This is a genomic window from Altererythrobacter sp. MTPC7 (assembly GCF_042851395.1).
In the GTDB taxonomy this organism is placed as follows: Bacteria; Pseudomonadota; Alphaproteobacteria; order Sphingomonadales; family Sphingomonadaceae; genus CAJXSN01.
In genome coordinates, this window is the sequence record NZ_BTGS01000010.1 from 18,652 (window position 1) to 38,784 (window position 20,133).

General features: G+C 64.5%; 16 protein-coding genes. 6 read left to right on the top strand and 10 right to left on the bottom strand.

From position 1 onward, the window contains the following. Positions 1-5: 5 nt before the first annotated feature. Positions 6-1,238, top strand: a complete 1,233-nt coding sequence (gene metK / locus ACGHJ7_RS10020) for a methionine adenosyltransferase (protein WP_390476971.1) — start codon at positions 6-8, stop codon at positions 1,236-1,238. A gap of 54 nt (positions 1,239-1,292) precedes the next feature. Here metK and ACGHJ7_RS10025 read toward each other — a convergent pair whose 3' ends face one another. The 6 genes from ACGHJ7_RS10025 to ACGHJ7_RS10050 all read right to left on the bottom strand — a co-directional run bounded on the left by ACGHJ7_RS10025 (position 1,293) and on the right by ACGHJ7_RS10050 (position 6,028). Continuing rightward, entirely contained in the window at positions 1,293-1,700 is a 408-nt protein-coding gene (locus ACGHJ7_RS10025) for a hypothetical protein (RefSeq protein ID WP_390476974.1), read from the bottom strand. An 84-nt stretch (positions 1,701-1,784) separates the two neighbouring features. After that, positions 1,785-2,333 (bottom strand): GbsR/MarR family transcriptional regulator, encoded by a 549-nt coding sequence (locus ACGHJ7_RS10030; RefSeq protein WP_390476976.1) that lies wholly within the window; start codon positions 2,331-2,333, stop codon positions 1,785-1,787. Between the two features lie 78 nt (positions 2,334-2,411). Beyond that, a complete protein-coding gene (locus ACGHJ7_RS10035; RefSeq protein ID WP_390476978.1) occupies positions 2,412-3,548 on the bottom strand; it encodes a CaiB/BaiF CoA transferase family protein in 1,137 nt (378 codons plus the stop codon). Positions 3,549-3,633: 85 nt separating this feature from the next. After that, on the bottom strand, positions 3,634-4,299 hold the full coding sequence (locus ACGHJ7_RS10040; RefSeq protein ID WP_390476980.1) for a CoA transferase subunit B: 666 nt from the start codon (positions 4,297-4,299) through the stop codon (positions 3,634-3,636). Positions 4,300-4,312: 13 nt separating this feature from the next. Further along, positions 4,313-5,296: a hypothetical protein gene (locus ACGHJ7_RS10045; RefSeq protein WP_390476983.1), complete on the bottom strand. Its 984-nt coding sequence runs from the start codon at positions 5,294-5,296 to the stop codon at positions 4,313-4,315. Between the two features lie 12 nt (positions 5,297-5,308). Further along, positions 5,309-6,028 carry a CoA transferase subunit A gene (locus ACGHJ7_RS10050; protein WP_390476986.1) on the bottom strand — a complete coding sequence of 240 codons (720 nt, stop codon included), beginning with the start codon at positions 6,026-6,028 and terminating at the stop codon, positions 5,309-5,311. Positions 6,029-6,395: 367 nt separating this feature from the next. Here ACGHJ7_RS10050 and ACGHJ7_RS10055 point away from each other — a divergent pair, with 367 nt between their 5' ends. Next, positions 6,396-8,723, top strand: coding sequence for a CDC48 family AAA ATPase (locus tag ACGHJ7_RS10055; protein ID WP_390476988.1), 2,328 nt, complete (start codon positions 6,396-6,398; stop codon positions 8,721-8,723). Positions 8,724-8,757: 34 nt separating this feature from the next. Here the strand turns inward: ACGHJ7_RS10055 and ACGHJ7_RS10060 are convergent, their stop codons facing one another. Next, a complete protein-coding gene (locus ACGHJ7_RS10060) occupies positions 8,758-9,846 on the bottom strand; it encodes a mechanosensitive ion channel family protein (protein ID WP_390476991.1) in 1,089 nt (362 codons plus the stop codon). A 55-nt stretch (positions 9,847-9,901) separates the two neighbouring features. Next, positions 9,902-12,757: a DNA polymerase I gene (polA, locus tag ACGHJ7_RS10065; protein ID WP_390476994.1), complete on the bottom strand. Its 2,856-nt coding sequence runs from the start codon at positions 12,755-12,757 to the stop codon at positions 9,902-9,904. Positions 12,758-13,164: 407 nt separating this feature from the next. Here polA and ACGHJ7_RS10070 point away from each other — a divergent pair, with 407 nt between their 5' ends. Further along, complete coding sequence (locus ACGHJ7_RS10070; protein WP_390476996.1) at positions 13,165-13,344, top strand: hypothetical protein; 180 nt, start codon at positions 13,165-13,167, stop codon at positions 13,342-13,344. 109 nt (positions 13,345-13,453) lie between these two features. Here the strand turns inward: ACGHJ7_RS10070 and ACGHJ7_RS10075 are convergent, their stop codons facing one another. Both ACGHJ7_RS10075 and ACGHJ7_RS10080 read right to left on the bottom strand, forming a co-directional pair. Continuing rightward, positions 13,454-14,467, bottom strand: coding sequence for a serine hydrolase (locus ACGHJ7_RS10075; RefSeq protein WP_390476999.1), 1,014 nt, complete (start codon positions 14,465-14,467; stop codon positions 13,454-13,456). Positions 14,468-14,631: 164 nt separating this feature from the next. Beyond that, the gene (locus ACGHJ7_RS10080; RefSeq protein WP_390477002.1) at positions 14,632-15,042 is read right to left on the bottom strand and encodes a host attachment protein; all 411 of its coding nucleotides are present in this window, start codon (positions 15,040-15,042) and stop codon (positions 14,632-14,634) included. A gap of 73 nt (positions 15,043-15,115) precedes the next feature. Here ACGHJ7_RS10080 and ACGHJ7_RS10085 point away from each other — a divergent pair, with 73 nt between their 5' ends. From ACGHJ7_RS10085 to ACGHJ7_RS10095, 3 genes are all read left to right on the top strand, one after another. Then, positions 15,116-16,480 (top strand): phosphotransferase, encoded by a 1,365-nt coding sequence (locus ACGHJ7_RS10085; protein WP_390477005.1) that lies wholly within the window; start codon positions 15,116-15,118, stop codon positions 16,478-16,480. Positions 16,481-16,484: 4 nt separating this feature from the next. Further along, complete coding sequence (locus ACGHJ7_RS10090) at positions 16,485-17,777, top strand: acyl-CoA dehydrogenase family protein (protein ID WP_390477008.1); 1,293 nt, start codon at positions 16,485-16,487, stop codon at positions 17,775-17,777. Between the two features lie 90 nt (positions 17,778-17,867). After that, positions 17,868-20,132 carry a DUF305 domain-containing protein gene (locus ACGHJ7_RS10095; protein WP_390477011.1) on the top strand — a complete coding sequence of 755 codons (2,265 nt, stop codon included), beginning with the start codon at positions 17,868-17,870 and terminating at the stop codon, positions 20,130-20,132. Position 20,133: the final 1 nt, after the last annotated feature.

Here is a 20,133-nt window from a genome sequence, read left to right on the forward strand (position 1 = left end):
TTCCCATGCGCAGCAACTACCTTTTTACCTCCGAAAGCGTGTCCGAAGGCCATCCCGACAAGGTTTCGGACCAGATTTCCGATGCCATCGTGGACCTCATGCTGGCGAAGGATCCGGAATCGCGCGTAGCCTGCGAAACGATGACGACGACGCAGCGCGTCATCCTTTCCGGGGAAATCCGCTGCGCCCCCATGTATGATGCCAAGAAGGAAGAATGGCGCGAGAACGGCGGCTGGGCGCCGGGCGCGAAGGAAGAAATCGAGAAGGTCGTTCGCCGCACCGTGCGCGAGATCGGTTACGAGCAGGAAGGTTTCCACTGGGAAACGCTGACCTTCGAGAACCACCTGCACGGCCAGTCGGTCGAAATTGCGCAAGGCGTCGATTCCAGCGGCAACAAGGACGAGGGTGCCGGGGACCAGGGCATCATGTTCGGCTTTGCCTGCGACGAGACGCCGGACCTGATGCCGGCGACGCTCGATTACAGCCACAAGATCCTCGAACATCTCGCCGCCGATCGGAAAAGCGGCGCGGCGCCGTTCCTCGAGCCGGACGCGAAAAGCCAGCTTTCGCTGCGCTACGAAAACGGCAAGCCGGTCGAATGCACCGCGGTCGTCGTCTCGACCCAGCACGCCAAGGGCTATCACGAGGGCGAGAAGGAAGCCGAGCTGAAGAAATACGTGAAGGGCGTGGTTGCCGCGATCCTGCCGGAAGGGTGGCTCAGCGACACGACCGAATGGCACATCAACCCCACCGGTGCCTTCGAAATCGGCGGGCCCGACGGGGATGCCGGGCTGACCGGTCGCAAGATCATCGTCGATACCTATGGCGGTGCGGCCCCGCATGGCGGCGGCGCCTTTTCGGGCAAGGATCCGACCAAGGTCGATCGGTCGGCCGCCTATATCACGCGCTATCTTGCCAAGAACATCGTGGCGGCGGGCCTCGCTACGCGCTGCACCATCCAGCTGGCCTATGCGATCGGCGTTTCGAAGCCGCTCTCGCTCTATGTCGATACGCACGGTACGGGCACGGTTTCGGACGAGGCGCTGGAAAACGCTATTGGGACGATCAAGGCACTTGGAGGCCTGACCCCGCGCGGGATCCGCGAACATCTGGGGCTCAACAAGCCGATCTATCGCAAGAGCGCGGCCTATGGCCATTTCGGCCGGACCTCGGAGGGCGATCATTTCCCGTGGGAACGGACCGATCTGGTCGGCGACCTCAAGGCCGCAGTCGGCTGATGAAAGAAAGGGCGGCCTGATCGGGCCGCCCTTTGCATTCCGGGTCGCAGGACGTCAGCGTAACGCGACGCCGGGTGCCTGCGGGCCTACAGGATTGCCGTAGCTGTCCTCGCGCAGCCATTCGCCCACCTTGCGGCCGAACTTGGCCACGGCATTCATGTTGAAGAAGTGCATGATGCCCAGGACGACCACGACCAGCCCTATCTTGCTGGACAGGAACCGGATGGTCCCCGCGACGCTTTCGGGCGCGTCTCCGAACCGCAGGGTCGGGAGGATCCAGCCGAGATTCACCAGGTAAAAGCCCACGACCAGCAGGTGGTTGGTCGAACGGGCCAGCATGTCGTCATGCCCGAAGCACTCCTTCAGGAAGACGATGCCGTTCTTCGACAGGGTCCGCGCCACCCAGATGGTCAGGCCGACGCTGATAAGCAGGTAGGCGATATAGGCCGGGACGAGATACATAAGTTCCTCCTGTAATTTCTGTAATTTGGGAAATCGACGTTCGTGAATCTGTCGTGGGTGCTCCTTGCTGTCAGGGGTTCGGGACTACGTGCCGCTCTTTCCACCGCCGGGGAGGAGCCTTGCGACCTTGCCCCCCAGCTTCATCAGGGTGATCAGGGTGGACTTGGGCAGGCGGCGCACATCGGCATACCAGTTCGAAAGATTGCCGATGAAATCGTGCATGCGCTCGATCCGTTCGCGCACATGCGGAGCGACATCGTCCCGCTGTGCGAGGCTCTCCGAAAGCTCGCCGAGCAGCTGGATCGTCGGGTCGATTTCGCGGCGCTTTCGCTCCGCAGCGATCTTCATCAGCATGTCCCACAGGTCGGTGTCCGCGACGAAGTGATCGCGTCGATCGCCATCGACATGGACCCGGCGCACGATCTGGTAGGATTGCAGCTCCTTCAGCCCGTTCGAGACATTGGAGCGCGCCAGCCCCAGTGCCTCGCAGATTTCCTGCGCGTGACGCGGGCGGTCCGAAAGATAGAGAAGGGCATGGATCTGGGCGACGGAGCGGTTGACCCCCCACTCGCTGCCCATTTCCCCCCAGTGGAGAATGAAGGCGCGGACTTCGGGAATATCCTGCATCGGCATGGCGACTCGCTCCGTTCGTTGTTTCTGTAATTACCGAAATCACAGGAGCGGTCAAGCAATGGCAGCGCCGTCCCTGTCCTAATCGTGCTGCCCGTGGGCAGGCGATGGGGTGTCCAGCGCCAGTTCGGCGCCCGAAAAGGCGAAGGGACTACGCACGCCCGCAACGCCATCCAGTTCGATCTTCATGCCCCGGTCCATAATTTGCGGATCGCCGAAAACCTGGTCGATGTCATTGATCGGTCCGGCAGGCACGCCTGCCTTCGCGCAGGCGGCAAGGAGGTCGGACCGGGTCCGGGACCGCGTCGCCTCCGCGATGATCCGATCCAGCTGGTCCCTGTTGGCGAGCCTGCCCTCGTTCGTCGTGAACCGGTCGTCCTCCAGCAGGTCCTCGCGCCCCAGGACCTTCAGGGTTTTGCGGAACAGGCCGTCATTCGCCGGGGCGAGGACGATCTGCCCGTCGCTGGCCGGGAAGACGCCGTAGGCGCTGACCTGCGCGTGCTCATTGCCCATGCGCGGCGGATTCTGGCCTGTCGCAAACAGGTGCATGGCCTGGCTCGCCAGCAGCGAAACCGAGCAATCGAGCAGAGCCATGTCCACATGCTGCCCGCGTCCGGTGCGCTCCCGCATCGCGAGCGCCGCCTGGATGCCGATGACCGAATACAGGCCGCAGGTGAGGTCGGAGATGGAGATGCCCATTTTCATCGGCTGCCCGTCCGGTTCGCCGGTCAGCGCCATGAAGCCGCTCATCCCCTGTATCACGAAGTCGTAGCCCGCCTCGTGCGCGCGCGGCCCGGTCTGGCCAAAGCCGGTCACCGAGCAGTAGACGAGCCCGGGATTGGCCGCCGATAGTGACGCGTAGTCGAGCCCGAATTTCGTCAGGCTGCCGGTCTTGAAGTTCTCGACCAGCACGTCGGCCCCGGCGGCCAGGGTACGAACGCGGTCGAGGTCGGCTGCGCCGCGAAAGTCTGCCACGATGGACCGCTTGCCTCGGTTCGCCGCGTGATAATAGGCAGCGGATCGTTCGCCATCGTGCTCGATCCACGGCGGTCCCCACTGGCGCGTTCCGTCGCCCTCCGGGCTTTCGACCTTGATGACGTCGGCCCCCAGGTCGGCCAGCGTCTGCCCCACCCACGGCCCGGCGAGCACGCGTGCGAGTTCGAGGACTTTCAGCCCGGCGAGCGGGGCATTCGGATTGCGCGGTTTATCGAGCCACATGGTCTGGCCGAGTGTGCCACCATCGTCACCGGGTCAAGTGACCGCAGCAGGTGAAACGCGCTGCAGAAAGCCTACAAGCCTGTCGTCAGGCGGCCTCGGCCAGCGCCGTTTCGTAATGCGCCGTCGTCTTTTCCGCCACTTCATCAGCCGTGACACCCGGCGCCAGCTCTATCAGGCGGAAGGGACCGTCATGGCTCTGACGCTGGAAGACGCCGAGGTTCGAGATGATCATGTCGACCACGTTCGTGCCGGTCAGCGGCAGCGTGCATTCGGGAATGAATTTCGGGCTGCCGTCCTTCGCATTGTGATCCATGACCACGATGATCTTCTTCACGCCCGCGACGAGGTCCATCGCGCCGCCCATGCCCTTGATCATCTTGCCCGGGATCATCCAGTTGGCGATATCGCCATTCTCGGCCACCTCCATGGCGCCCAGCACGGTCAGGTCGATATGGCCCCCGCGGATCATCGAAAAGCTGGTTGCGCTGTCGAAATAGGCGCTGTGTTCCAGTTCGCTGATCGTCTGCTTGCCCGCATTGATCAGGTCCGGGTCTTCCTCTCCCTCATAGGGGAAGGGCCCGATGCCGAGCATCCCGTTTTCCGACTGCAGCGTGACCTGCATGCCCTCGGGAATATGGTTGGCGACCAGCGTCGGGATGCCGATGCCCAGATTGACGTAATAGCCGTCCTCGAGCTCCTGCGCCGCGCGGGCTGCCATCTGGTCGCGGGTCCATCCGTGTGTGTCGGCCATATTCTTCCAGTCTTCAGTCTAGGGGTGTGGGGGCAAGGAACCAGCGATCGCCGACCAGCCGTTCCAGCGTGACGGCATCGTCTGGCGATCGCAGATATTGATAGAGTTCGTCGAAATCGGCCTTCTCGTCACCGAGGATGGCGACGACGCAATGCTCTTCGGCAAAGGCGCGCCGGCGGGTCTGCTTGCGGTCCTGGGGGTATCGCATCACGATCAGCGAATCCTCCCCCATCGGGTCGAGATCGGACAGGGCGAGGCGCGTCCGGACTGCTCCGGCGCGGTCTGCCGTGCGTCCTGTTACCCAGAAAATCGAGACGCCCTGCGATCGCAGCGCGGAGGCGACGCGGGCCAGCGGAGCGTTGAGCGAAGGCTCGCCTTCCAGCGGGACGAGGCCGTTCTCGGGATCGATATCGATCATGACCGCCGGAGGCCGAAAACCGCAGGGCAGCGTTTCGGCATCGAGTTGTCCGGGATTGGCCAGCAGGGCGGAATTGCGCTCGCCGCCGGAAAGCGGATCCTGCGACACCTGGCCAAGGACATAGCCGAAGAAGGGGTCGTAAGCGCGGTTTCCAGCAAGGAGCCGGGTCGCAAGCCCGCCTTTGCTCGCATCCGATGGCCGGGGGAGCGAGGTCGCTTTCGCAACTTCGACCTCGGGGGCTTGTGCCGGCGCATTGAGCCGATCGAGAAGCGCCCGGCTGGCCGGCATCTGCAGCGGTGCCGGGCCTTCGTCCGTTGAAGCAATACCGGCAGGGGCGACCCCCGCAGGCTGAGCCTGGGGCAGGGCACCGGCGACGTCCTGCAAGTCCGTCGGGGCCGCCGACCTGACGACGGCGGAGCGCGTGTCCGAAATGAAGGCCGGATTGGCCTGCTTCGTCACCAGCAGTCCGCCTGCAGCCACCGGAACGAGTGCAGCGACGCAGCCCTGCAGGACCAGCGCAGCTAGCGCCGCGAAGCCCAGCCTGAGCGTTGTTGCAGGAGAAGGCACGAGGGCAATCATCCGCGATCCGGCTCAGGCAGTCTCGCGTTCGCGCACCGTGCGGAATTCGATCTTCTTGTCGTAGGGCGCGCCAACGATCATGCGCTGGACGAATACGCCGGGCAGGTGGATGTGATCGGGGTCGAGCGAGCCGGCCGGCACGATCTCTTCGACCTCGACGACACAGACCTTCCCGCAGGTCGCGGCCGGCTGGTTGAAATTGCGCGCCGTCTTGCGAAACACGACGTTCCCCGTTTCGTCCGCCTTCCACGCCTTCACGATGGAAAGGTCGGCAAACAGGCCGTGCTCAAGGATATAATCCTCAGGCCCGTTGCCGGTGTCGAACTGCTTCACTTCCTTGCCTTCGGCCACCTGCGTGCCGACGCCGGTCTTCGTGTAGAAGCCGGGGATGCCTGCCCCGCCTGCGCGCATCCGCTCTGCCAGCGTGCCCTGCGGGCAGAACTCGACTTCCAGTTCGCCTGACAGGAACTGGCGTTCGAATTCCTTGTTCTCGCCGACATAGGAACTGATCATTTTCGCAACCTGCTTCGTGCGCAGCAGCTTGCCGATCCCTTCATTGTCGATCCCGGCATTGTTGCTGGCGAAGGTGAGGCCGGTCACCCCGCTGTCGCGGATCGCGTCCAGCAAGCGTTCCGGGATGCCGCACAGGCCGAAGCCCCCGCTGGCGATCAGCATGTTGTTCTGGAGGACGTCCTCGAGGGCAGCGGCGGCATCGGGATAGAGCTTGTTCATCGGGCCTCGTGCAAGCAGATGGCGTTACGGCATCGGGCAATAGGAGCCGTGCATGATTCTGTCACCCCTTCGGCGCCATGTGCGGATTTCTCGAGCCAAGCTAAGCCGAAGCCCTAGTGTTGCGTATTTTGCAACAGATCATGCCCCTTTCGCACTTGCACAAAATCATGCTGCACTGCACATAGGGCAGGCCTTACAGGCATCCTCTCCCAAACTTTTCAGGCCCGGCCGGTTTATCCAGCCGGGCTTTTTTCTTGCTCGCTCCCGTCGTCGCAGGACCGATTGCGATGTTCGCTCATTTGAAAGCTGGGCGGGGCACTCCTAGCTAGGCGTCTCGCATCATGTTGAGCGAAGCACAGGAGTAAGCATGGCCGACGCGGATACGGCAGTCGAACAGAAGCAGGTGAGACTGCAGGTGGCAGCGGCCAGGCAGGAGGAATCGGGGCAGGGCATCGCCCGCATGCCGCGTTCCGCATTCCAGGCCCTGGGCATCACCGAAGGCGACGTCGTCGAGATCGAGGGCAAGCGTCCTACCGTCGCCATCGCCATGCCCGCCTATGACGAGGATCAGTCGCTGGAAGTGGTCCGGCTCGACGGTCTCCAGCGCGGCAATGCAGAGGCCGGCTCGGGCGAGCATGTTGTCATTCGTGCTGCCGAATCGAAGCCTGCGACCCGGGTCGTCTTCGCGCCCGCCAGCCGCGAAATGCGCCTGCAGGGCCCGACCCAGGCGCTGAAGCGCAACTTCTTCCGCAAGCCGGTACTGGCAGGCGATCTCGTCGCGACGACCGGGCAGCAGCCGGTCCAGAACATGCCGCCCGAAGTGCGCCGCATGTTCAACGCGCCGGCCTATGCGCTGACCCAGATCCGCCTGTCCGTCCATTCCACCTCGCCCAAGGGTATCGTCCATATCGACGAGAATACCGAGGTCGAGCTGCGTGCCGAGTTCGAGGCGCCGCGCGATGCGCGTGCTGTCGTGAATTACGACGATGTCGGCGGCATCGACGATACGATCCAGCAATTGCGCGAAATGGTCGAACTGCCGCTGCGCTATCCCGAGCTGTTCACCCGCCTGGGTGTCGATCCGCCCAAGGGCGTGTTGCTGCATGGCCCGCCCGGAACCGGCAAGACGCGGCTGGCGCAGGCTGTCGCCAATGAAAGCGATGCCGATTTCTCGATCATCAATGGCCCGGAAATCATGGGGTCGGGCTATGGCGAGAGCGAAAAGCGCCTGCGCGAAGTGTTCGAACAGGCGGCGCAAAACGCGCCGGCGATCGTCTTCATCGACGAAATCGACTCCATCGCGCCCAAGCGCAGCCAGGTCAGCGGCGAGGCGGAAAAACGCCTGGTCGCACAGCTCCTGACCCTGATGGACGGCTTGGAAGCGCGGGCCAATGTGGTCGTGATCGCGGCTACAAATCGCCCCGATGCCATCGACGAGGCCTTGCGCCGACCGGGCCGCTTCGACCGGGAAATCGTCATCGGCGTGCCCGACGAAAGCGGCCGCCGCGAAATCCTCGGCATCCACACGCGCGGCATGCCGCTCGGCGACAGGGTCGACCTGAAGGAACTTTCGCGGATGACCTACGGCTTTGTCGGCGCGGATATTGCCGCTCTGGCCCGCGAGGCGGCGATCGACGCCGTGCGCCGTATCATGCCGCGCATCGATCTCGACGAGCGGACCATCCCGCCGGAGGTTCTCGAGGACCTGTGCGTGACCCGCGAGGATTTCCTCTCCGCCCTCAAGCGCATTCAGCCCAGCGCCATGCGCGAGGTGATGGTCCAGGTGCCGCAGGTCGGCTGGGACGATATCGGCGGCGTGGACGAGTCGATCGAGAAGCTGAAGGAAGGCATCGAGCTTCCGCTGAAGAACCAGGAGGCGTTCCGCAGGCTCGGCATCCGTCCGGCCAAGGGCTTTCTCCTCTACGGCCCGCCCGGCACCGGCAAGACCCTGCTGGCGAAGGCGGTCGCGAAGGAGGCGGAGGCGAACTTCATCTCGATGAAGAGCTCCGACCTTCTATCCAAATGGTATGGCGAGAGCGAGCAGCAGATCGCCAAGATGTTCCAGCGCGCCCGCGCCGTCGCTCCGTGCGTCGTTTTCATCGACGAGATCGACAGCCTCGTGCCTGCCCGCGGTTCGTCCGGGATGGAGCCGCAGGTGACGGGCCGCGTGGTCAACACGGTGCTGGCGGAAATGGACGGTCTGGAGGAATTGCAGTCCGTCGTCGTGATCGGTGCGACCAACCGGCCCACGCTGGTCGATCCCGCGCTGCTGCGGCCGGGCCGGTTCGACGAACTGGTCTATGTCGGCACGCCGGACCGCAAGGGGCGCGAGCAGATCCTGGGCATCCACACCTCGGAAATGCCGCTGGCAGCGGATGTCGACCTCGGCGATGTGGCCGCGAAGACGGACCGCTTCACCGGCGCCGACCTCGAAGACGTGGTCCGCCGCGCCGGCCTCAACGCGCTGCACCGGGAAGGTGCGGAGGTGACCGAAGTCTCCGCCGCCGACTTCACCGAGGCGCTGAAGGACAGCCGTGCAACCGTGACCTCCAAGATGGAGGCGGAATACAAGAAAATGCGCGGCGAGCTGAAGAAGCGAGCGGCAGAAGCCATGCCGATCGGCTTCGTGCACGAAGGCATGGTCGAAAGCACCCGTGCGAAGAAGCACGGGGATATGACCGACCAGGCAAGCTAGGCTACGGCTTGCCGGTGCGAATGCGGGCGGGCCCTCAGGGTTCGCCCGGTTCGTTCGCCTTCGCATGGCCGCCCGGAACTTCCAGCCGGTGGCGGATCAGCGCCTCGGGCTGGGTCAGGTTGAGCCACTCGATCATGTACTCGCGCACATCGCAGCGCAGGGCAAACAGGTCGCCGATCGTATTCGCGCTCATGGCGAGGCGCATTTCCTTCGATTCGGGATAGGCTTCCGTCAGCAGCGCGCCTGCGGTCCGCTTGTCCCAAAGCTCGTGCCCTTCGACGAAACGCAGGAATTCGGCCCGGATCGCGGCGACATCGGCAATCGGGTCGAGATGGAGGAAGACCGGGCCGGTGAGCGATTCGTCGCGGCGCGACCAGTTCTCGAAGCTCTTGTCGAGGAACTCGCTGGTCGGCACGACCACCAGTCGCTCGTCCCAGGTGCGCACGGTGACGAAGCTCATCTTGATTTCCTCGACCCGGCCCGTGTGTCCATCGACCACCACCAGGTCGCCGATACGGACCGGCTCGGTAATTGCCATCTGGAGGCCCGCGATGAGCGACTTCAGGGCAGGCTGCGCTGCGGCACCGATGGCCAGGGCGGCCAGACCTGCAGAAGCGAGCAGCGTCGTGCCGATGTCCCGCACACCCGGCACGCCCAGCAGCATCAGGCCGACCGTGATGACGACGATGGCGACCGTCGCCGTGCGCGAGAGAATGGCGATCCGCGTCCGGCGGCTGCGCGTGGCGACCGGGTCGTCGCTCGCCTCCAGCCGCATTTCCAGCGCGGCGGCCATGGCCTTGACCACGGTGTAGGCGATCCAGCCCAGGATCGCGGGCCGCACGAAGCGTGCGACCGGTTCCCAGAAGCTGCCGAGCCAGGCGTTGCCTTCCGCTGCGAGCGTGACGGACATGGCCAGCATCGCCCATTTCACGGGCTTGCGAAGCTTGTCGATGATCACCGCGCTGCTGCCATTGCGGTCGACAGCCACCAGTCGGCCCAGGATCGCGAAAATGACGCGGTAGAGGAGATAGGCGATGGCCAGGGCAAGCACCAGCACCACGCCTGCCTCCAGGGCGGCTTCGGTCGGCACCTGCCAGTTGGCGGGATTGAGCTTTTCGAACATTCCCGTCACTTATGGGACGGGGCAGCGCGGTTCAACGCCTGCGAGCAGCGCGTCGTCAGTGCGCGGCATCCCAGCTTGCCCCGGTCCCGATCTCGATCCCCAGCGGCACGCTGAGTTCGACGGCGGGCAGCGCCGCTTCCGCCATGACCCGCTCGATGACCGGGGAAGCTGCCGCGACATCGCCTTCGGGCAGTTCGAACACCAGTTCATCGTGCACCTGCAGCAGCATGCGGACATCGTTCAGGCCGGCATCCGCCAGGGCAGAAAGCATGCGCGCCATCGCCCGCTTGATGATATCGGCGCTCGTCCCCTGGATCGGCGCATTGACCGCGGCGCGTTCGCTTCCCTGCCTTTCCGTCTGGTTCTTCGACGCGATGCGGGGGAACCACGTCTTGCGGCCGAACAGCGTCTCGGAATAGCCGCGTTCGCGGACCGAGAGCAGCGTTTCGGAGATGTAGTTCTTGATGCCGGGAAAGCGTTCGAAATAGCGGTCGATCATGGCCTGTGCCTCGTCCGCCTCGACCCCCAGCCGCCCGGCGAGGCCCCAGCGCGAGATTCCGTAGAGGATGGCGAAGTTGATCGTCTTCGCCTGCGCACGGGTATCGCGGGTGACGTCGCCGTACATTTCCTGCGCGGTGCGGTTGTGGATGTCCTCGCCCTTCTCGAAAGCGTCCTTCAGCGCGTCGACATCGGCCATGTGCGCTGCCAGCCGCAATTCAATCTGGCTGTAATCGGCGGCCAGCAGGACATTACCGTCCTCGGGCACGAACGCTTCGCGGATCTGGCGGCCGATGGGCGTGCGGATGGGAATGTTCTGAAGGTTCGGATCGGTGCTGGAAAGTCGCCCGGTCTGCGCGCCGACGAGGCTGTAGCTGGTATGCACGCGCCCGGTATCGGGATTGATGGCCGCCTGCAGCGCCTCGGTATAGGTGGAGCGAAGCTTGGTCAGCTGGCGCCATTCCAGCACCTTCTTCGCAATGTCCGCCCCTTGCGCGTCGAGCTTTTCCAGAACGCTCTGGTCGGTCGAATACTGGCCGCTCTTGCCTTTCTTGCCGCCCTTGTAGCCCATCTTGTCGAACAGGATGTCGCCCAGCTGCTTCGGGCTGCCGACGGAAAATTCCTCGCCTGCGATCTCGTGGATGTCCTTTTCCAGGCTCGCAGTCTGGCTGGCGAATTCCTCCGACAGCCTGGCGAGGCGGGAGCGATCGACCTTGATGCCTTCGCGTTCCATCCGCGCGACGACGGGGATCAGCGGGCGATCGACCCGTTCGTATACCTTCGTCCCGCCTTCCATCGGCAGGCGCGGCTTCAGGTGCCGGTGCAGGCGCCAGGTCACCTCGGCATCCTCCGCAGCGTATCGGGTGGCCTTGTCCAGCGGCACGTCGCCGAAGGGTATCTGCTTCTTGCCGGTGCCGCACACCTCCTTGAAGGTCATGCAGGTATGGCCGAGATGGCGCTCGGCCAGTTCGTCCATCCCGTGGCCGCCGCCAATGCCGCTTTCCGCGCGGCCGGCATCCAGCGCGAAGCTGACGATCATCGTGTCGTCGATCGGGGCGACGTGGATGTCGTGGCGCGCCAGGACGTTCAGATCGTACTTGATGTTCTGGCCGATCTTCAGGACCGCGTCGCTTTCCAGCAGCGGCTTGAGCGCGGCCAGCGCCTCGTCCAGCGGCACCTGTTCGGGCCGTTCGGCGAACATGTCGCTGCCGCCGCCATCGACATTGTGATGGGCAAGCGGGATGTAGCACGCCTCGCCCGCCCCGGTGCACAGGCTCACCCCGACAAGGTCCGCCTGCATCGCGTCGAGCGCGCTGGTTTCGGTATCGACGGCGATTTCGCGGGCGGCGAACGCTTTCTCGATCCAGTGATCCAGCCGCTCGCGCGTCTGTACGGTTTCGTAGGCGTCGCGGTCGATCGCGGGCCAGTCGGGCAAAGGCTGCCGATCGCCGGCGGGCGCAGCATCGGCGCCCTTCTTGTCCGCTTTCACGGGATTGAGATCGTTCTTGCGATCGGGACTGCCCGAGCCTGCGTCCAGCCGTCGCAGCAGGCTGGTGAACCCATGGGTTTCGAGGAAATCGGCCAGCGGACCTTCGGGCACCCCGTCGAGCTTCATGTCTTCCAGCGGAACGGGGAGCGGGCAATCTTCCTTCAGCGTCACCAGCACTCGGCTCAGCTCTGCATCGGCACGGTGTTCGAGCAAGCGTTCCTTCAGCTTGCTCTTCTTCATGTCGGCGGCGGCATCCAGAGCGCCGGTCAGCGATCCGTGTTCCTGGATAAGCTTGGTCGCGGTTTTCGGCCCGACCCCGAAAATGCCCGGGATATTGTCGACCGAATCGCCCATCAGCGCCAGCACGTCGCCCACCAGTTCGGGGCCGACACCGAATTTCTCCTCGACTTCCTCCGTCCCGATGCGCGCGCTCTTCATCGTGTCGAGCATGTCGATCGCACCGACGCCGCCGCCGCCGGGACCGACCAGTTGCATCAGGTCCTTGTCCGAACTGACGATAGTGACGTCGAAGCCCTCCGCAGCGGCAGCCCGGGCATAGCTGGCGATCATGTCATCCGCCTCCACATCGGGTTCCTCGATGCAGGGCAGGCTGAAAGCGCGGGTGGCATCGCGGATCAGCGGGAACTGGGGGACCAGATCCTCTGGCGGGTCGGGCCGGTTGGCCTTGTATTCGCTGTAGATCTCGTTGCGGAACGAGTGGCTGGATTTGTCCAGGATGACCGCGAGATGCGTGGGCCCGTCCGCCTTGTCGAGGTCGTCGGCCAGCTTCCACAGCATCGTCGTGTAGCCATAGACCGCACCCACCGGCGTGCCTTCCGGGTTGGTCAGCGGGGGCAGACGGTGATAGGCGCGGAAGATATAGGCGGAACCGTCCACCAGGTAGAGATGCTGTTTATGGGACATGCCGCCCTGCTAGCAGCGCAGGGGAAGAAGGTCAGCCGCATTTCGTATCGCGGGTGGCGCGAACGGACAATGTGTCTTCCCGGGCATGAGATGCTGGCACGCTCAATAATGGCGGAAAAGCGGCGGAAATGGGACATCCGGCCCAGATTAAGGCAAGAATGTGGCGAATTGTGGCAAAAAGGCTTGCGCTGCCACAAAGCCGCCACTATTTAGGGATTCGAAGCCGCCCATGAGGGGGAGGTTTCTCTACCAGGCCCGTCACCGGGCCGGGTGGTCTAACCACTCGACAGAGTAAGGAATTTATTATGCGTAAGATTGCACTCGTCGCCGCTGCTACCGCAGCTCTCAGCCTCGCCGCTTGCTCGGAAGGCACGCAGGACGCTGCAGAAGCAACCGCCGACGGCGCCATGGCTGACACCGAAGCCAACATGGACGCAATGGCTGAAGGCACCGAAGACGCAATGGCTGACGCCGAAGCCGGTGCTGAAGAAATGGCTGCAGACGCCGAAGCCGGCGCTGAAGAAGCTGCTGTCGAAGCAGAAGCTGCCATGGAAGGCGAAACCGAAGCAGAAGCTGCTGCTGAATAAGCGCGCTTCCCTTTCGGGAAAACAAGAAGGGCGGTGCCGCGAGGCGCCGCCCTTTCTTTATGTCCATTTGCCGAGCCGGCGTCGGGGGCCGGCCTGCGTTCGTGTCCGGTCAGCCGCCCGGATAGGTTGCACCGGTCCAGTTGCGACCGGGCCGGGCGACCATGCCGTCATACAGCGCGCGCGCGATCTCCGCGATCTTGCGTTCGCGGTTCAGTTTCGCCCCCTGTCCGGTCACATAGATGGCGACCGCGATGGAGCGGCCATTGGGACCGCGGATGATGCCGACATCACTCGACGTGTTGTTGAGCGAACCGGTCTTGTGCATCACCTCGGCCCCGGCCGGCATCAGCGCCGGAATCCGCCGCTTGCCCGTCCGGGTGCGGCTCATGGAACCGAGGATGACGCTGCGGCTGGCATCCGACAGGACACCGCCATTGTTCAGCGCCGCCAGCATCCGCACGATATCGCGCGGCGTCGCGCTGTCGCGCATGTCGATATAGGTCGCCGGGTCGTACTCGCCGTCGTCCCGCACCAGCGTCGCGATGTCGCGATCGATACTGAAATTGCGGAAGCCGTTGCGATAGGCCCAGGCATTCACGGCCCGCGGGCCGCCCACCACGTCCAGCAGGGCATCCGTGGCGGTATTGGACGACCGCGTGATCATGATTTCGATCAGGTCGCGTGCTGCCATGTAATTGCCCTTGCGCACGGGCGCGGTGGGCGAGCTGTACTTCGCCGAGCGAAGCGGAATGAGAAGCGGGAATTCGCTCGACAGGCTCCACCGCCCCTGTTCCACGCCTTCGAGGAAGGTTGCGGCCACCGCGATCTTGCTGGTCGAGGCCATGGGGAAGCGCTGGTCGGCCAGCACCATGACTTCCTCGCCCGTACTGAGGTCGAGCGCAGCGACCCCGATCCGTCCATCCGAACCATCCGCGATTTGCGCGATGCGGCGTTCCAGCGCGGTATCGTAGACGGCGCTGAAACTCTGTGGCGCACGCACTTCGGTGCCGAACGTATTATCGAAGGCAGCTTCGAGATTGGTGGTCTGGGCAGAGGCCGGTGCGGCGGCAAGGCCGGTAAAGGCGGCGAGGGATGCGGCGAGGGAAAATAGAACGCGTTTCATAGGCTCCGGAAGGTAGCTAAGCCATGGTTGGCAAATGCTTAACAGACTTTCGCGCGCGCTCCTGCAAGCCTGTTTCGGGTCCGGACGGGCTCCTGATGCGATGAACGACTCTGCTTGTGCGACGGATCGAACACGCCGCACATGCAGGACATCGAAATTGCCTTTTAGCTGTTGGCCAGGATCTCGCCGATCTTGTCGAGCGTCTCGCCGGTCACGGTCTTGTCGACTTCTCCGACCAGCCGCTTCTCCAGTTCCGAGTGATAGTGCCGCCGCATTTCGCCCAGCGTCTTGGGGTCGGCGACCACTACCAGTTCGCTGATCTCGCCTGCCACCGCCTTCTCGTTGAGCCATTCGGCAACGGCGGCACCGTGGGCCAGTTCGTCGAGCTGGGTACTGGTGCCCTTGTCCTGGCCGGCATCGTCCTGGTGCTTCACGCCGGCGCTGTAATTGCTCGCCGACAGGCTGGGTTCTTCCAGCTTCTCCAGCTTCGGCTCGAAAATCTGGCCGGTGTTGCGGGTGAAGATGAAGCGTTCGCCATCGGCAATGGCGACATGGGCATTGTGGGGTATTTTCATGAGTGTCGTCTCTCCTTTTCCCTGTCCCAACGAGCGAGGCTGCGAATTGTTGCGTTGATAAAGGTGGCGGGGAATGCGACCACTGCTACCGATGGGAGACAGGGGTAGCGATCTGGCAGAAGGGCTGGCCCGCGTGGCGGCACGGGCCGGACTTGGCACGCCGGGCCCGCTGAAAAGGTTGACGGGCGGGGCCACGATGGAAAGCTGGCGGTTCGACGCCGGTGAAGAAAGCTACGTCCTGCGCCGTTCCCCCAGCGAGGCCTTCATGGCCGATCGCCCCTTCGGACACGATGTGGAGGCCGCAGTCATCCGCGCAGCCCATGCCGGCGGGGTGAGCGCGCCCGAAGTCGTGGCGGAGCTGGAGCCTGCCGACGGGATCGGTTCGGGTTTCGTCATGCGCGCCCTGCCCGGCACGCCCGATCCGAAGGTCATATTGGCTACCGGCGAAGCGGGCCGGCTGCTGTCCGAATGCGCAGCCCAGCTGGCACGTATCCATGCTTTGCCAGCGACCGCCATTCCGGGTGCCGTGCCGACGCTCGACCCGCGCGAGGGCATCGCAGCTTTCCGCGAGCAGTTCGAGGCTGCCGGGGGCGACAGGCCCATCATCGCGCTCGCCATTCGCTGGCTGATGGACAATGTTCCGCCGCCTGTGGAGCCGGTGCTCAATCACGGGGATTATCGTATCGGCAATCTTCTGGTGGAGGATGGCTGGCTGACCGGCGTGCTCGACTGGGAACTGGCGCACTGGAGCGACTGGCACGAGGACCTCGCTTTTGGCTGCATGGCCGTGTGGCGATTCTCGCGCCACGACCGGGAGGCGCTGGGGCTGGGCAGTATCGAGGAGTATTGCGACGCGTACGAAGCGAATGGCGGGCGCGCAGTCGATCCCGGCCGATTTCGATTCTGGCTGATATATCGCACGGTCTGGTGGGCGCTCGGCTGCTTGCGCATGGGCGAAACCTGGCGCAGCGGCGCCGACCGTTCGCTGGAGCGGGCCGTGATTTCGCGGCGGACGAGTGAGCAGGAACTGGACCTGCTGATGCTGCTGGAAAGTGAGGCGGATGAAAGCGAGCGCGCCCACCGAATCGAGCATCCCGGCTACAAACCGCTGCCGGAAGGGGAGGCCGGGTTCGGCGAGCTTGCCGCCGCAATCAGCGAATGGCTCGTTTCGATCAAGGACCGGATGGAAGGGCATGACCGTTTTCAGCTTGCGGTGGCCCGAAACGCACTCGGAATGATCAAGCGGCAGGAGAGCATGGCCGCGCCGCACGATCTCGATCGCGATCTGGCGCAACGGCTGCTGGCAGGAGAGCGGTCGCTCTCCACGCCTTCGCTTCTCTGGCATTTGCGCAGTGTCGCGCTGGCTAAGGCCGAAGTCGATGCGCCCATATACCCCGCCCTTGCCGTGGCGCGCAAACAATGGACCGGAGAGGATTGAGCACATGGACTTCGCCATCCCCCAAGAACTGGAAGACTATTACGCCGAACTCGTCGCCTTCATCGAGGCCGAGATCGAGCCGCTCCAGCACGAAGGCGACAACAACCGCTTCTTCGACCACCGGCGCGAGGATGCGCGGACCGACTGGCACCGCGACGGACTGCCGAACGAGGAATGGGAGGCGCTGCTGCGCGAAGCCACGCGGCGCGCCGATGCGGCGGGGCACTGGCGATTTTCCGCGCCGAAGGAATATGGCGGGAAGGACGGCTCGAACCTGTGGATGGCGGTCATTCGCGACCGCTTCGCCCAGCGCGGGCTGGGGCTGCATAACGACTTGCAGAACGAGCATTCGATCGTCGGCAATTTCCCCTTCGTCGCCATGTTCGACCAGTGGGGGACGCAGGCGCAAAGGCAAGAGTTCATCACCGGCGGCTTCGAGCGTGAGCGCCGCGTCGCTTTCGGCCTGACCGAGCCCGACCATGGCTCCGACGCCACGCACATGGATACAGTCGCCGTGCGCGAAACGCGTGACGGAATCGATGGCTGGCGGATCGACGGGTCCAAGATGTGGATCACCGGCATGCACGTCGCGACCCACGTCGCCCTGTTCGCCCGCACCGGCGGCGAGGATGGCGATGCAAAAGGCATCACCTGCTTCCTCGTCCCCAATCCCAGCGAAGGGCTGGAGATCGACGAATATGTCTGGACCTTCAACATGCCGACCGACCACGCGCGGTTCTTCCTGAAGGGCGTGTGGGTGCCGGACAGCGCGATCCTTGGCGAGGAGGGGCGCGGGCTGTCGCTGGCGCAGAGCTTCGTCCACCAGAACCGTATCCGGCAGGCGGCCAGCAGCCTCGGTGCGGCGCAATATTGTGTGGAGGAGAGCGTGCGCTACGCCCGCCATCGCAAGCCCTTCGGCGAGGCGCTGGCGAAGAACCAGGCGATCCAGTTCCCGCTGGTCGAGCTGGCGACCCAGTGCGAAATGCTCCGCCTGCTGATCTACAAGACCGCGTGGGACATGGACCGGATGGACCACAAGGCGATCGAGAGGGATCTCTCCGACAAGGTCTCCATGTGCAATTACTGGGCGAACCGGCTGGTATGCGAGGCGGCGGACCGGGCGATGCAGGTGCATGGCGGCATCGGCTACAGCCGGGAAAAGCCGTTCGAGCACATCTATCGCCACCACCGCCGCTACCGGATCACCGAAGGCGCGGAGGAGATCCAGATGCGGAAAGTCGCGGCCTACCTGTTCGGCTATCTCGGTCCGCGGCGGGAGACGTTCGCAGACCTTTAAGCGCCCTTCGCAGACAGCGCCCTGCGTCCCGCTTGACCTGAGGGCGCGAATGCCGCTCTTTGCCGCCATATTTTTCGGGGAGCTATTACCATGACATCCTTCACCCGCACGCTGGCCGCCGGCCTGCTGCTTTCGACGTCCACCATCGCCGCAGCGCAGAACGCGCCCATCCTGCTCCCGGGCGCACCCGGGGCCCAGCCGCGCGTCCTGACGGCGGAAGAAGCGACCGCCCTGTCGGACACCAGCTATTCGCCCGCCGATGTCGCCTTCATGCAGGGCATGATCGTGCATCACCGGCAGGCGGTCGAAATGGCGGAACTGGTCCCCGACCGGACGAACAACGATGCGGTGACCAAGATCGCCGCGCGCATCCTCGACACGCAGGCGGACGAAATCTCGTTCATGACCGACTGGTTGACCGACCGGGGCGAGCCGATCGCGATGGCAGGCATGATGACGATGTCCGACATGCAGGGTCACGCGCACCATGCCGGACATGGCGGGATGCACAGGATGCAGGGCATGGCGACGCCTGCACAGATGGCCGCGCTCGGCGCGGCGAACGGGTCCGAATTCGACCGCCAGTTCCTGACCCTGATGATCGAGCATCACAAGGGTGCGCTGGAAATGGTGGAAGACCTGACCGATGCGCCGGGCAGCGCCTACGACCCGGTGATGTTCGAGTTCACCAACGACGTGGTGAAGGACCAGACCGACGAGATCGACCGGATGAACGCGATCCTGGCCGGGTTGTCGAGCGATCCGCGCGCCACGCTGGCGGCCGGTTTTCGCGATGCGGGCGAGGCTATCAGCGGCCTGCGCCTTGTTACCGCCATGTCCAAGCCGGCCGGTTTCTTCGACCCGGCGAACCCCGCGCAGCTCCAGCCCGAAAAGCCCAGAAAGGACGAGGAAGAAGGCAAGGACGTAGCAGAGCCGACCGACAGCGCGGATGCCGAGGATGAGGAAGAAAAGCCCCAGTTCGGGGAGCGCGGATCGCTGCTCAGCTTCGCCAATACCGACATGGCTTTCGCCGGCGACCTGATGGTGGCCGGCAGCTATCACGGCTTCAACATCTACCGCCTCGCCGCGGACGGCGTACCGGCGCTGGTAAGCTCCGTCGTATGCCCCGGCGGGCAGGGCGATGTCTCGGTCGTCGGCGACCTGCTGGTCATGAGCGTGCAGGACAGCCGCGCACGCAAGGATTGCGGGCTGGAAGGCGTGACCGGCAAAGTGAGCGACGAACGCTTCCGCGGGATCCGCATCTTCGACATTGCCGATGCATCGCGCCCGCGCCAGGTCGGACAGGTGCAGACCTGCCGCGGCAGCCACACCCATTCGATCGTGAGTGCCGACGAAGACCGCATCGTGCTCTACAATTCCGGCACGTCCTATGTCCGCGATAACGAGGAACTGGCAGGCTGCTTCGACACGGCGGGCGACGAGACGGCGCTGTTCAGCATCGACGTGATCGAGATCCCCGTGGCCGATCCCGCGTCCGCCCGGCTGGTCGACAGCCCACGCGTCTTTGCCGATGCGGCGACGGGCGACATCGCGGCGCTGTGGCGCGGGGGCGATCACGGGCGCAACCCCGACGGCAGCCCGACGCAGGAGACGAACTCCACCAACCACTGCCACGACATCACCGTGTTCCCGGCGAAGAACATCGCGGCGGGCGCGTGCTCGGGCAATGGCATCGTGATGGACATCAGCGACCCAATGAAGCCGGTGCGCGTGACCGACGTGACGGACAAGGGCTTTGCCTACTGGCATTCCGCCACCTTCAACAATGACGGCACGAAGGTGCTGTTTACCGACGAATGGGGCGGCGGCGGGCGGCCGCGCTGCCAGGCCGGCGACCCGATGACATGGGGCGCGAATGCGATCTACGACCTGGAGGGCAGCAGCCTGCAGTTCCGCAGCACCTACAAGTTGCCGGCCCCGCAGGGCGACAAGGAGAACTGCGTCGCGCATAACGGGTCCATCATCCCGGTGCCGGGGCGCGATATCTTCGTGCAGGCCTGGTATCAGGGCGGCATCAGCGTGATCGATTTCACCGACAGCGCCAACCCGGTCGAGATCGCCTATTTCGACCGCGGCCCGGTGGACGAGGATCAGCTGGTGACTGGCGGGTACTGGAGCGCCTACTGGTATAACGGACGCATCTACGGGACGGAAATCACACGCGGGCTCGACGTATTTGCGCTCGAGCCGAGCGAGTTCCTGACGGCAGAGGAAATCGCCGCTGCCGAGGCTGCCCAGTACGAAGGCGGCGTCTTCAACCCGCAGACCCAGACGCAGGTTACCTGGCCCGACGACATCGCCGCCGCGGCGATCGCCAGCCGCAAGGGCGGCTAGG

Excerpts from the sequence above, each read along its gene's own strand:
- ACGHJ7_RS10055 (WP_390476988.1), top strand. The coding sequence starts at position 6,396 with ATGGCCGACGCGGATACGGCAGTCGAACAGAAGCAGGTGAGACTGCAG.
- ACGHJ7_RS10035 (WP_390476978.1), bottom strand. The coding sequence starts at position 3,548 with ATGTGGCTCGATAAACCGCGCAATCCGAATGCCCCGCTCGCCGGGCTG.
- ACGHJ7_RS10075 (WP_390476999.1), bottom strand. The coding sequence starts at position 14,467 with ATGAAACGCGTTCTATTTTCCCTCGCCGCATCCCTCGCCGCCTTTACC.
- ACGHJ7_RS10030 (WP_390476976.1), bottom strand. The coding sequence starts at position 2,333 with ATGCCGATGCAGGATATTCCCGAAGTCCGCGCCTTCATTCTCCACTGG.
- ACGHJ7_RS10060 (WP_390476991.1), bottom strand. The coding sequence starts at position 9,846 with ATGTTCGAAAAGCTCAATCCCGCCAACTGGCAGGTGCCGACCGAAGCC.
- ACGHJ7_RS10025 (WP_390476974.1), bottom strand. The coding sequence starts at position 1,700 with ATGTATCTCGTCCCGGCCTATATCGCCTACCTGCTTATCAGCGTCGGC.
- polA (WP_390476994.1), bottom strand. The coding sequence starts at position 12,757 with ATGTCCCATAAACAGCATCTCTACCTGGTGGACGGTTCCGCCTATATC.
- ACGHJ7_RS10085 (WP_390477005.1), top strand. The coding sequence starts at position 15,116 with ATGCGACCACTGCTACCGATGGGAGACAGGGGTAGCGATCTGGCAGAA.
- metK (WP_390476971.1), top strand. The coding sequence starts at position 6 with ATGCGCAGCAACTACCTTTTTACCTCCGAAAGCGTGTCCGAAGGCCAT.
- ACGHJ7_RS10070 (WP_390476996.1), top strand. The coding sequence starts at position 13,165 with ATGGCTGACACCGAAGCCAACATGGACGCAATGGCTGAAGGCACCGAA.
- ACGHJ7_RS10090 (WP_390477008.1), top strand. The coding sequence starts at position 16,485 with ATGGACTTCGCCATCCCCCAAGAACTGGAAGACTATTACGCCGAACTC.
- ACGHJ7_RS10095 (WP_390477011.1), top strand. The coding sequence starts at position 17,868 with ATGACATCCTTCACCCGCACGCTGGCCGCCGGCCTGCTGCTTTCGACG.
- ACGHJ7_RS10080 (WP_390477002.1), bottom strand. The coding sequence starts at position 15,042 with ATGAAAATACCCCACAATGCCCATGTCGCCATTGCCGATGGCGAACGC.
- ACGHJ7_RS10050 (WP_390476986.1), bottom strand. The coding sequence starts at position 6,028 with ATGAACAAGCTCTATCCCGATGCCGCCGCTGCCCTCGAGGACGTCCTC.
- ACGHJ7_RS10045 (WP_390476983.1), bottom strand. The coding sequence starts at position 5,296 with ATGATTGCCCTCGTGCCTTCTCCTGCAACAACGCTCAGGCTGGGCTTC.
- ACGHJ7_RS10040 (WP_390476980.1), bottom strand. The coding sequence starts at position 4,299 with ATGGCCGACACACACGGATGGACCCGCGACCAGATGGCAGCCCGCGCG.